The sequence below is a fragment of the Phaeobacter sp. BS52 genome (assembly GCF_045040595.1).
In the GTDB taxonomy this organism is placed as follows: Bacteria; Pseudomonadota; Alphaproteobacteria; order Rhodobacterales; family Rhodobacteraceae; genus Phaeobacter; species Phaeobacter piscinae.
Genome location: NZ_CP090662.1, coordinates 3,570,698 through 3,583,220, shown reverse-complemented (window position 1 = coordinate 3,583,220; position 12,523 = coordinate 3,570,698). Strand labels below are relative to the sequence as shown.

Sequence of the window (12,523 nt, the reverse complement as noted above, 5' to 3'; positions counted from 1 at the left end):
GCGGTTTTTTGACGTTTTCATGAAGTTTTCGAAGAAACTCAGTATTTTCGTTTTATATCATGCTGTTAGACTGACTAATTTCTCTGAAAACCATTCCTTTTCCGGCGGATCCTACGGCGCGCGCGGCGTCCTGCTCCAGCGGCTCGCCGCGGCTGCATCTATATGTAGGTGTACGACGGCGCAGGACCACTAGTGCGACGCCGACTCGTTGCCTTTCGACTCGGCGTTACGGACCTCAACATGGCCGGGCCGGACGATACCGGGCTACAAAATCAGCTCTCCTTCGCAACCTGCGGGTCAAATTTCATCAGGCCGCAGGGTCACTGTTGAGACTAAGGGTTGTGCCACCCCCTGATCATACGCTTTGGTAGGGTATGAGCGTGGATGTGCTGAACCGATCAGCGCACCGCCCTGCCCGTGCCGTGATCCGACTGGTGCACAGTTCGACCGGTGAATTGATCAGCGTGCGGAGCACCAGCCGGACACACCGGGTCGCAGAGGGATCCTGTCCATACATAATTCAAGACGCCTGCGCGCAGCACCAACATATGAGACCATGACAGATCTTCACCTCTCCGCACCATTCGCCCTGTCCGAGGATGCCGACGACGCCCCTGACCAGAACAGTCTGAACACCGTGCTCAAGGTCGATGCACCATCCGAGACAGAGGGCAGACCATTGCAGTCCCCCAAGCAGTCCCCCGGTGGCACATATCGCAGTCACCAGGACAAGTCCGGGTTTCGGGTCGAGCTGCGGCGGGCCACTCGCCGCGAACATGATGCGGCTGAACTGGCCTTTGCCCCGTTTCATCACAGCCCCCTGCCCTATCTTGCCTGGTTTCTGGCCTGCCAGCATACCGCGCTGCATGCGTTGGCGGGCTCCGGCGACGATGGCACCGGACATAGCACAAGGCTGCTCGCCGCGTTGACCGCAGCGCTGCGCGCAGATTGCGCCCAGAATGGCGACTATCCGGCCACCCTCTCTGTTGACGCCCTGCCACAGTTGCATCCTTTAGCAGTGGACTATCTCGTGCTGGGATCTCGTATGGGCAACGAGGTGTTGCGCCGTCGCCTGAGTGCAGCTGCCGACCAGTTGGCGCTGCCTGCCTATTTTGCACCGCGCGATCATCTGGTCGCCTGGCGGGCCACCTGCGCGGATCTGGATCAGATCCCGCCGAGGGGCGCGCTGGCCCGGCGTATCGTGGCCGATACGCGCCAGGGGTTCGCCCTCTTTGATACGGCGGCGCGGCTCAATCCACTGAAACCATCCACACTCTTACTATAGAGCAACACCTACCAAGACAGCACCGTCCGCAGGGCGCACCGTCGGCATATCAAGAAAAAGGGCCTGTACAATGGCTTTGGAACAGACAGTCTCAACCACCACACTGACCAATTGCGACCGCGAGCCGATCCACCAGTTGGGGCGTGTGCAATCTTACGGCGCGCTGATCGCGGTTTCGACCGACTGGATCGTGCAGCATGCTTCGGACAATCTTCTTGAGATATTGGGCACCGAGGCGCAGGCGGCTATCGGCCATTCGCTGGCAGATCTGATCGCGGAGGATGCCTTTACCCGCATTCGTCGCAATCTGGGTGCCTTGGAAGCCCCGGACAGCAGCCTGCGGTTCTTCAATATCCCGCTGAAAGACCGCAGCCAGGCCTTTGATGTCAGCATCCATCAGAGCGGTCGCCATCTGGTCATCGAGTTCGAACCAAAGTTCGAGCGCAGCGACCGCGATGTGATGTCCGAGATCTATCCGCATTTCTCGCAGCTGCGTCGGGACGGGGATATCTCGCGGCTGGCGCAGGGGGCGGCACGCGGGCTACAGGCGCTATCGGGGTTCGACAGCGTCATGGTCTATCAGTTCCAGCCAGATCACTCCGGACAGGTGATCGCCGAGATCCGCAGCGACCGGACCAAGAAATACGACGGCATGTTCTTTCCCGCCTCGGATATTCCGGTCCAGGCGCGCGCACTTTATAAGCGGTCGTTGCTGCGGCTGATTGCCGATGTGGACGATGAGGGCGCGCCGATCAGCCCGGCATTCAAAATCGACGGCGCCCCCCTGGATCTGTCCCTGGCGGTGACCCGCGCTGTCTCGCCGATCCATCTGGAGTATCTGCGCAATATGGGCGTGCGAGCCTCGATGTCGGTATCAATCATGAAAGACGGGGAATTGTGGGGCCTGTTTGCCTGCCATCACAACCGCCCGCAGTATATTGACTATGAACGTCGCACCGCCATTGAGATGTTCGCGCATGTCTTCTCATATGAGCTGAGCCAGTTCGAGACCACGCAGCGCAACCGCGAAGAAAAGAACATGAGCCGCCTGCAGACCCAACTGATGGCGATGCTGGCGGATGGCCGCCCGTTCAAGGAAAGCCTGATTTCGGTCTCCGAAGACATTCAGGACGTGATCCCTCATGACGGTCTGGTGCTCTACTCCGATGGGGAGTTTCATGCCACCGGCACCACCCCCACCGCCGAGGAAACCCGCTCCCTCGCCAGAATGCTGGATGTCACCATTGGGGCAACGGCGTTTTCCACCAATCAGCTGGAGAGCATTCATGATCCCGCGCGGGATTACATTGATCGCTGCGCCGGTATTCTCGCGATCCCGATTTCCAAACGCCCACGCGATTACCTCATCCTGTGCCGCCGCAGCATCTCGCAGACGGTTGCCTGGGCCGGGGATCCCACCAAACCGATGGACGTTGGCCCCAATGGCGTGCGGCTTACCCCCCGCAAAAGCTTTGAGGCCTGGCAGGAAACCGTCGAATGGCGGTCCGCCCCCTGGGCAGACAACAGCCTTCACAGCGCCAATATGCTGCGCACCGTGCTGCTGGAAATCTTCCTCAAGGTGACCGAAGCCAACAACGCCGAGCGGGCACGCGCCCAAGAGCAACAGCAACTGCTGATATCAGAGCTCAATCACCGGGTTCGGAACATCCTCAACCTGATGCGCGGGCTGGTGACCCAGACCAAAGGTACGGCGCGTACGCTGACGGAATTCACCGACAATCTGGATGGCCGCATCCATTCGCTGGCGCGCGCGCATGACCAGTTGACGGGTGAGCAATGGGAACCCGCTTCGCTGCGGGCGTTGATCACCTGCGAGCTGGAGGCCTATACCACCGGTCGCGATGATGAGGTTGTCCTGACAGGCCCCGATGCGCTGGTCACGCCGGTCGCTTTCACCACTCTGGCATTGGTCCTGCATGAGCTGACCACCAATTCGGTCAAACATGGTGCCCTCAGCAATGGGGTCGGCCGTGTCGAGATCGCTCTGGAGGAAGAGGACAGCGGCGCCCTTCTGATCCGTTGGGTTGAACGCGGAGGCCCACCGGTGGCGCCGCCTTCACGGCGCGGCTTTGGCTCGACCATCGTGGAGAATTCCATCCCGCATGAGCTGAAAGGCGACGCCTCGGTCCAGTATAAGACAACCGGCCTTGAGGCGCGGTTCCGCATTCCCACCCGATATCTCGACAAGATCCAGCATAGCGAGACCCAGCCCATTCCTGACGCGTCTCTCCCCCAGGCCAAAGAAACCCCAAAATTGGGCGGCAAAGCACTGGTGGTCGAAGACAGCTTCATCATCGCGATGGATCTGAGCGCCATGCTGGAAGACATCGGTTTTGCGGAAACCGTCAGCGCCTCAACCGTGGGCAAGGCGCTGGACAAACTGGAGGAAGGCGGCATCAACTACGCGGTGCTGGACGTCAATCTCGGTTCCGAGCAATCCGTCCCCGTGGCCGAAGAACTGGCGCGACGCGGCATCCCCTTTGTCCTGACCACCGGCTACGGCGAGGTGCAGGACATCATCGAGATCTACCCGCCCTGCCCGATCGTGCAAAAACCAGTCTCCGAAAGCGCGCTGGCCGCCGCCCTTCTCCGCGCGGGTGAGGAGCCAACGCCGGAAGACACCTGATCGGGGTGGCAATACCAATATAGCAGCAACCGGGCCGCGCCATCTGTGATGCGGCCCGAAACATCTGGACCCGCGCAGGCGCGGCCTCCGCCGTCAAAGATCCACTTCAATCACACCATCTTTCTCTGCCGCCCGCGACTGGCACAGGATCACCGCATCTTGGCGCTGCGCCTTGGAGAGCACGAAATCGCGATGCTCCACCTCGCCTGATACCAACCCGCATTTGCAGACGCCGCAGATCCCGTCGGAACATTTCACATCAATATGAATGCCGTTTTCGGCCAGCACATCGGTGGCGGTTTTCTCCGCAGGTACCCGCAGCTCACGCCCTGATCGGCTAAGCTTCAGGGTGAAGTCGTGGTTTTCATACTCCGGCACCTCCGGCACCGAGAAATACTCCAGATGGCGCGCCTCCTCAGGGAAGCCCTGACGCTCGGCGGCCTCCATCACGCCGCCCATGTAGCGGTCCGGCCCACAGGTATAGACGTGCCAGCCGTCCTGATAATCCGCCAGCACTTGGTCCAGATCGGCACGACTGCCCTCGTCGGACACATGGATCTGCACATGCTCAGCCCAGGGCATCGCCGCGAGGTCATTGAGGTAGCCTGCGTCCTGGCGCGATGACACGGAATAATGCAGCTCAAACGGCTGTCCCAGCGCATGCAGACGATGGGCCATGGCAATCATCGGCGTCACACCAATCCCGCCCCCCATCAGGAAACTGCGACGCGCGTCTTCCACCAGTGGGAAATGGTTGATCGGCTTGGAGATGAAGACCCGCCGCCCCTTGGTGAAAATCCGGTGCAGCAGTTTTGAGCCCCCCCGCCCCAGTTCCTCGCGCAGCACACCGATCTGGTACTTCGTGCGATCCGCCGGATCGCCGGACATGGAATACTGGCGCAGGAACTCCGGCGCGACCACGATGTCCAGATGCGCCCCCGCCGTCCATTCCGGCAAGGGACTGCCATCAAGGCTCCGAAACTCATATTTGGTGACGCCGCTGCTCATCTCCTCGACGTTCGACACCTCAACCCGCAAAACCGGACTGTCGCCGTCATTGGTATAGATGTGATCCCAGTCACCGCTCTCGCCACGGGCACGGCGGGCTTTGTATTCCTCCGCCGTGACCATTGCCTGATAGGCTTCGATGCCCGCTTCCCGGTCCATCGGAAACGGATAGGGCCAGGGATGCGGCGCCAGATGCGCAGGATACACCGCCAGCGTCTGATCCTCATAGCGCAGATCCAGATCCTTTTGCAGCGCGCGCGCATTGACCGGATGGCGCGTCGGGCGATACCCACCGTCCTCTTCCAGCTCCAGATCCCACCACCATTTCTTGGCCGGGTTCATCTCACCATTGCCAACCATATCGTCGAGCTTAGCCAAAGCGGGGGCCGCCGCAGGCATATTCATCGCCGCCCAGCGAAACGGCTTTTCCTTGAATATCCCCTCAAGGTTCCAGGGGCAGGTTTTCATGCAGCGCCCGCACATCGCGCCCCCGGGCGTGGTGATGCGATAGGTGGTGCATTTCTGGCTGTCGGATTTCCAGATCTCATAGCCATTGAACATCAGCTTCGGCCCGGCCGTGATGGCGCCCGACGGGCATTCGCGGGCACATTTATTACAAGCCTCGCAGAACGCCTGAAGACCAAAATCAATCGGCTTGTCATGCGCCATCGGCATATCGGTGGTGACAACCCCGGACTTCAGTCGCGGCCCAAGGAAGGGGTTCAGGATCACCTCACCGATCCGGCTCACCTCTCCCAGCCCCGCGAGCAGCAAAAGCGGCGGCTGCAAGACCTCTCCGTCCATCACCGTATGCGCCTTGGCCTTGTAGCCAAGGTTACGGATCTGCCGCGCAATTACCCCGCCAAGCAGTGAAAATCGCAAATAGGCCCGCATGGACTGCGCCACCGCAATCCAGTCATCCCCGGAGGTGCCCTCGGTGGTGTCGAAGCCCTGATCGACGATCATCGAAATCGCCTGATCATGCTCCGGATGGATTTCGGCGCCTGTGGCGTCATGGCTGTACCAGGTCCAGTCCGGGCAACGGCTGATCCCGACCGCGTCAATCCCCAGCCAATAGCTCGCCGCCTTGATGTTGGCAGCGTTGCGTTCCGCATCCGTGGGGCGTGGCGCCTGCGGGGCGGGCGCGCCATCCTGCAGCAACACAAAGGCCCCCAGCATCCGCCGCTGCGCCATCGAAGGCGCGGCCTTGCGCACGTAAAACCCGCCGGTGGCCGCCGCCTGATTGGTCTTGCCCATATCGCCGAACTGGCTACGGGCAAACATATCGGCGCGTTTTGGCACCCGTGCCACCCGCGCCTCGTCAATATAGGTGGTGGGATCCGCGACCCGCTTCAGCGTCTCAAACGGATGCGGCCCATCGCGGAAATCACGGTTGGCAAAGGGATCGCCATTCAGCGCTGAGCGTTCGGAGCCGACCCCCAGCCACCATTTCGGCCCCTTGACCTGCATCACCGGCTGCAGATCCTGCGGCAACAGCGGCTTGTCCTGCGCCATGTCGAAATCGGTGGTCACCACCGCCACACCAAACCGCGTGCCCAGATAGGGGTTCACCAGCTTGCCATCCTCAACCGTAGCCAGACCGGCGGCAACCGTCAGCTGGTTCAAATCCACATCCGCCGACGTCCCGGTATGCGCCTTGGCATCCCAGCCCAGCAAGCGGATGTAATTCGCCAGTACCACCGCTGTCTCCGAGGCCCGCAGACAGGCGCGGTGGCGCTCGGCCCCCTCCAGCCAGTCACAGCCTGCCTCATCCGGGCGCGGATCGCGCGGCATGTCATAGAGAAACACAATCGAATGGGTGTGATCGCCAATAGTGGTCGGCGGCGCCTCCATCGCATCGCGCAGATCCGCCATGATCATATCGATGCCCGAAGCCAGCGTCTTGGTCTGGCGGGTCTTCAGATCATGGGACAGCCGGTCGATATCTGGGTTGCGATAAGGCACATCCAGCCGGGCAGAGGCAGGCATCGGCCCGATCCCCACCATCGCCGCATCGCTGAAATAGCCAAAGGCCTTGATGTGATCGGCCCGTTCCTGCGGATGGCTCGGGCAGTCCGCTTGCGCCTTGTTGACCAGCCCGTCACGGATCGCATCCATCATCGCCTGATATTCACCCATCGCATTGACGATTGAGGCGGGCATATCCGGGCGGCGAAAGTTCAGTGGCTGGAACCGCGGCACCGCGGCAAGATCCGGCATCCCGCCCGGCTGCAATCGCTCCATCGGGAACGGCCCCAGATGCATCGGGCGGGACCGGGTCGAAAACAAACGGAGAGACATAGGCGGATCCTGTTGCAGCAAAAGGCTGCCACAGGTTTAGCCCAGAAATCCGCCCAGAGGATAGGCTCCAACATCCAATCTTAAAGTAACTTCAATTAATTCATTGTTTTTAAATAAAAAAAAATACATCCAATCCGTGCCTCGCGACAAGTTCACCCCCGACGCCCGTCAAAGGCGCGAACCTCGATCCCGCCCTCGGACAGCGATTGCCGCACCGACCGCGCCAGCTGCACGGCGGTTGGTGTGTCCCCATGCAGGCAGATCGTGTCGATGGCAGTGGGGATGCGCGCACCGCTTTCGGTGATGATCGCCCCCTCCTGCACCATTTGCAGAATGCGCGGCCCGGCAATCGCCGGATCGTGGATCACCGCGCCAGGCAGGGAGCGGTCCACCAGCGTCCCGTCATCATTATAGGCCCGATCCGCAAAGATCTCTCCGCACCAGTTGCAGCCCAGCTCCCGCACCACCTCTTCCATGGCGGTGGCGGCCAGCACCATGATGATCAGATCCGGGTCCAGCTCCAGCGCCGCCTCATAGCAGGCCCGCGCCATAGCATGATCCACCGAGGCCATATTCGACAGCGCCCCATGCAGCTTCAGATGCCGCACTTTGGTACCAGCCGCGCGCGCCATGCCCTGCGCCGCGCCCAGCTGATAGCGGATCATATTGGCCAACGTGGCCTGTGGCACCTGCATCCTGCGGCGGCCAAAGCCTTGAAGATCATCAAACCCCGGATGCGCGCCGATCCCCACCCCGTGCTCGCGCGCCCGTGCCATGGTCGCCGCCATCACATCCGGGTCACCCGCATGGAACCCGCAGGCAATATTGGCCGAGGAGACAACATCCAGCAGCGCCGCATCATCGCCCATGGTCCAGGGGCCAAAGCTCTCGCCCATATCGGCGTTCAGATCGACGGTCTTGCTCATGTTTCAGCTCCAGTTTCAAAAGGATCAGCCTCGGCTGATATTGCGCCCCCGATCAGCTGATAGGACAGCAGATCCGCCATATCAGCCGGATCGCGCAGCAGCGGGTGGCAGGCAGAGGGCAACGCCGCAACAGCGGCCTCATGGGCGGCCTGCTGCGCCAGCCCGTCCTCAAGCGTGACCCAGCGAAACCGCAGCACCGCCCCAGCCGCCGCCTGCACCGCCCGCGACAGATCGCAGGGCAGAACCGTACCGATCCTGGGGTAGCCCCCGGTCGTTTGCGCCTCGCGCAGTAGCAGAAACGGGCGGCCGTCACCTGTCATCTGCACATCTCCCGGCACAATGATCTCCGACAGCACATTCAACTGCCCCTCAGCGGCAAATCCGGCCCCCTCGGACATCAACTGCAAGGCCATGCGACTGGCACGCCGCCCCGGTGTGAAAGGCGTCTCGGCAAAGCGTCGGCGCACCTCGGGTGGGAACAGATCAGACTGGAAGCTTTCGACCAGCCGCAGCTCCCCGCCTGAGAAGCGATCCGCCACGCGCAGCCCCAACCCGGTTACCTGCCGTGCCGCTGGCAGCACCTCAGCTCCCACCGGCAGGGTATCGCCTTCGGCCACTGGCGCGCCAAGGGCCGCCACCAGATGCGCCGCCCGCGCGCCCAGCAACTCCGGCGTGGCAAACCCGCCGCCCACATGCAGATAGCCATAAACGCCCCGTTTTGCGGCGCCGACCTCCAACCGTTGCCCCGGCTCAATCCGGTGCGACGCATTCCAGACCAGCGGCGCGCCATCCAGCGTTGCCACCATCTCGGCGCCGGTCAGGGCGATCCGCATCGGCGCACTCGCCTCAAACAGCCCGCCCATGCCGGCCATCTCCAGCGCCGCAAGCCCGGCATCCTGCCGCAACAGCGCCTCGCCTTCGGCCAGCGCCAGCGTATCCGCCGCGCCGCCCTGCGACAGGCCTTGCCCGAGGTAGCCAACCCGGCCTCGATCCTGAACCGTGCAGGAGGGACCAATCCGCAGAACCCGCAGCGCTCTCATGATGTGACCTCGCTGACAATGGCACCGCCCTGTTGGGCGCCGCTGTCCCGCAACCGCAAAAACGCCGCCCGGCTCACCGGTTCGAACTGCAACTCATCTCCGGCGCGCAGCGCAAAGGGATCGGCGGCCTCCGGCTGGAACAGTGTCAGACCGGTCTGCCCGACATGACGCCAGCCGGTGGGCGATGCGGTTGAGAACAGCACGAACTGTCGGATCGCCAACACCAGTGCGCCAACCGGCACCTGCGGGGTGACTTCGCTCTGACGCGGGATATCCCAGTTTTCGCCCAACGTCCCAAGATAGGGCTGCCCCGGCGCAAATCCGATGGTCAGCACCCGAACCCGCGCCGCGCCCAGCTCCTCAATCGCGGCCGCCTCGCTCAGCCCTGCCAGATCCGCCGCCTCCGCCAGCTGTGGTGCGAGCTCAGTGCCGTACACCGTCGGCACCCGCCAGAACCGCCGCCCATCCGGCAGCGGCGCCTGATACCAATCCCGGGTCAGCAACAGGTCTGCCAGCGCCCCGCGCAACCGATCATGCGGCAGTTCCACCGCATCAAAGCGCACAAAGACCGAGGCCAAAGAGGTCGCAGTTTCCACCACGCCGCTCAGCCCCAACGCATTGACCGCACTGCGAAAGGCAAGCGTGGCCCGGTTGGTGGCCTCATCCAGCTGATCGCCAAAACTGACAAGCATTCCCGACAGCCCGACATTGCGGATCAGCGGATAGGTTGGGGGGGCCTCGCGCGACATGGTTCCTCCGACAGCGGCGACGGGCGACGCCCCGGCCACCTCGGGCCGCTCCGGTATCGCCGTCCATTTTCGCCACAGGGTTGCGCCGCAAAGCGGGGATAGTCAACCGCGCTTTGCTCTCTCAGGTCACCAACGCACAGGAGCTGCCTCCCGTCGGCATCAAACCGGGATCAGGCCGCCAGGGCGGTGGTGAATGGCAGGTCCATGACCTCGCCCCCCTCGACCACCAGCGCCCGGTTCGGCTGCACCTCAATCCAGGCACTGATATCGCTGTCCAGCGGTTCGGAGGTGACGATCACCCCCTCCTTATAGACCCGGTAGTAGAGGCTGGGTGCATGCCTGTCGGAGGCATAGCGCGCCGCATAAAGCCGGGTGCCATCGGACCAGCAGGCCCCAAACCGCATATGCGGCGTGGTGCCATTCTCGCGCGAGACGGCCTCCACCTGCTGCACGGCGGCGGCAACGGCCCCGATGGGATCCGCGTCCAAGCCGAGACCAAGGGCAATCAGGAAAATCGCCTCACTCTCAGTGCCGCCCAGACGGTGATCGTAATACGCATCCGGAATCATTGTATCCAGCCGCTTGCGGAACTGCATATGCCCGCCGGCCTGACCATTGTGCATGAAGCTCCACTTGCCGCTGGCAAAGGGATGGCAATTGTTGCGCGAAGTCGCGGTTCCGGTGGAGGCCCGCACATGGGCCAGAAACAGCCCAGTCTTGGTATGGCGCGAAATCTGCGCCAGATTGGGATCGGACCAGGCCGGATGCGTGTCCTTGTAGAGACACGGCTCCGGGCGGTCCGAATACCAGGCCATCCCAAACCCATCCGCATTGATCGGCGTCTTGCAGATCAGCGCATTCCGACACTGATGCACCAGCGAATGTTCCGGTACAAACACCAGATCCTCAAGGTAGCGCGGGGCCCCGTTCCAGGCGAGCAGACGGCACATTACGCCACCTTCGGCGCAAAACGCGCGGTAGCGGTATCGACGTTATACCCCTCACAGAACCGCCGCGGATCCTGTGCGAGGTCGCGCACCGCGTGGATGATCGCATCGGCCTTCTCATCGCTCAGCGTGGCGGAGAAGTTGAGGCGGGTCCAACCCGGTTTCTCGATCTCCTGCCCGCCCAGAATGGCCGCGCGCATAGCCCGAGACTGCACCGGCCCGATGTTTAGCAACCGGTGGGCATATGGCCCCGCACAGGCGCAGCCGCCACGGGCCTGCACCCCGTAGTGATCCGACAGCATCCGGGTGAACAGTTGTTGGTGGATCGGCGCGCCGGTCTCCGGGTCCTGCACCTGAAACGAGAAGATTGGCAGTTTCTGCTTGGCATTCGGATTGCCGAGGATCTGCAGATTGGGCAGATCCTGCCAGGCCGCCAGCGCCCGCTGCCGCAGCTCCTCCTGCCGCTGGTCCATGAACGCCTGCCCCATCGCCTCCTTCACCAGAAGACACAGCGCGGCACGAATATCGCCAACCACATTGGGCGTGCCCGCCTCTTCCCGCGCGGCCAGATCATCGGCGTAGTCATGCCGCCAGGGCGAGACAAATTTCACGGTGCCGCCACCGGGGAGGGTTGGGCGTGTACTTGCGACAGCAGCCTTGCGCAGGATCATCACACCAGACGCCCCCGGCCCGCCCAGGAATTTATGGGCGGAGAACACAATCGCGTCCTTCTCGGCATCCGTGCCCGCTGCCATATCCATCGGCAGATAAGGGCCACCCCCCGCGTAGTCCCAGACCGCCCGCGCGCCATGACGACGCAACACCCGGCTGACGGCATCGGTGTCGGTAACAATCCCTGTGACATTCGACGCCGCCGAAAACGCGCCCACGATCAGGCGGTCGCCGCCAGCCTCCCGCTGCAACACGGCCTCCAGCTCGCCCATGTCAGGCCCGCCCTCGGCCGCCTCGGCGATTTCGACCACTTCGGCACCGCTTTCGCGCCACGGCAGGATGTTGGAATGGTGCTCATAAGGGCCTAGGATAACCAGAGGCGTCTGCCCCGCAGCCACCGCGCCGGAGACCCCCAACAAATGCACCAGCCGATTGAGCCCTGCCGTCGCGCCGGATCCAGTGAACACCGTCGCAAAACGATCATCCGCACCGCAGATCCGCGCAATGGTCTGCCGTGCCGCCCCGCGCAGCCGAGTCATGAAGCTGCCGCAATAAGATGCCTCGGTGTGGCTGTTGGCATAATAGGGCAGCACCTCCGTTAGAACGAAGTCCTCAACCTGCCGTAGGGCCCGGCCAGAGGCGACGTAATCGGCGTATATCATCTTCACCGGCCCGTTCGGCCCCGGCAGTTCCGCACCGTCACCAATGACACCGGCCCGCAGGCGGTCCAGACACTCCGCCCCGGCAAGCGATGCGCCGAAACGATCAAGAAGGTCGGCAGGGGCGAAATTTGTGGTCATTTGAACGGTCCTCTTACTGTGTTGCAGACACACTACCAAGCAGGACCAGTGAATATTCACTCATTTATTGCATAAATTGGTCCAATTGTTCATCAAATGACACCACACAAAAGCACATAGCCGATCAAAATCTCAAACACGGGACGAC

The 12,523-nt window shown here is 62.5% G+C and carries 8 protein-coding genes; 2 read left to right on the top strand and 6 right to left on the bottom strand.

The window, feature by feature from the left end:
• Positions 1 to 556 precede the first annotated feature (556 nt).
• Both L0Z65_RS17425 and L0Z65_RS17420 read left to right on the top strand, forming a co-directional pair.
• Positions 557 to 1,285, top strand: a complete 729-nt coding sequence (locus tag L0Z65_RS17425) for a hypothetical protein (RefSeq protein ID WP_405109563.1) — start codon at positions 557 to 559, stop codon at positions 1,283 to 1,285.
• A gap of 70 nt (positions 1,286 to 1,355) precedes the next feature.
• Positions 1,356 to 3,932, top strand: coding sequence for an HWE histidine kinase domain-containing protein (locus L0Z65_RS17420; RefSeq protein WP_405109560.1), 2,577 nt, complete (start codon positions 1,356 to 1,358; stop codon positions 3,930 to 3,932).
• 93 nt (positions 3,933 to 4,025) lie between these two features.
• On the opposite strand, the gene L0Z65_RS17415 is transcribed toward L0Z65_RS17420, so the two are convergent.
• The 6 genes from L0Z65_RS17415 to L0Z65_RS17390 all read right to left on the bottom strand — a co-directional run bounded on the left by L0Z65_RS17415 (position 4,026) and on the right by L0Z65_RS17390 (position 12,375).
• Positions 4,026 to 7,241, bottom strand: a complete 3,216-nt coding sequence (locus L0Z65_RS17415; protein ID WP_405109557.1) for a 2Fe-2S iron-sulfur cluster-binding protein — start codon at positions 7,239 to 7,241, stop codon at positions 4,026 to 4,028.
• Positions 7,242 to 7,393: 152 nt separating this feature from the next.
• Positions 7,394 to 8,167 carry a LamB/YcsF family protein gene (locus L0Z65_RS17410; RefSeq protein ID WP_405109554.1) on the bottom strand — a complete coding sequence of 258 codons (774 nt, stop codon included), beginning with the start codon at positions 8,165 to 8,167 and terminating at the stop codon, positions 7,394 to 7,396.
• Positions 8,164 to 9,207, bottom strand: coding sequence for a biotin-dependent carboxyltransferase family protein (locus L0Z65_RS17405; protein ID WP_405109551.1), 1,044 nt, complete (start codon positions 9,205 to 9,207; stop codon positions 8,164 to 8,166). The genes L0Z65_RS17410 and L0Z65_RS17405 overlap by 4 nt, the downstream gene beginning before the upstream one ends.
• Positions 9,204 to 9,956, bottom strand: coding sequence for an allophanate hydrolase subunit 1 (locus L0Z65_RS17400; protein ID WP_405109548.1), 753 nt, complete (start codon positions 9,954 to 9,956; stop codon positions 9,204 to 9,206). Before L0Z65_RS17400 ends, L0Z65_RS17405 begins: the two co-directional genes overlap by 4 nt.
• Positions 9,957 to 10,126: 170 nt before the next feature.
• A complete protein-coding gene (locus L0Z65_RS17395; RefSeq protein WP_096872494.1) occupies positions 10,127 to 10,906 on the bottom strand; it encodes a class II glutamine amidotransferase in 780 nt (259 codons plus the stop codon).
• The gene (locus tag L0Z65_RS17390) at positions 10,906 to 12,375 is read right to left on the bottom strand and encodes an aminotransferase class V-fold PLP-dependent enzyme (RefSeq protein ID WP_405109545.1); all 1,470 of its coding nucleotides are present in this window, start codon (positions 12,373 to 12,375) and stop codon (positions 10,906 to 10,908) included. Before L0Z65_RS17390 ends, L0Z65_RS17395 begins: the two co-directional genes overlap by 1 nt.
• Positions 12,376 to 12,523: the final 148 nt, after the last annotated feature.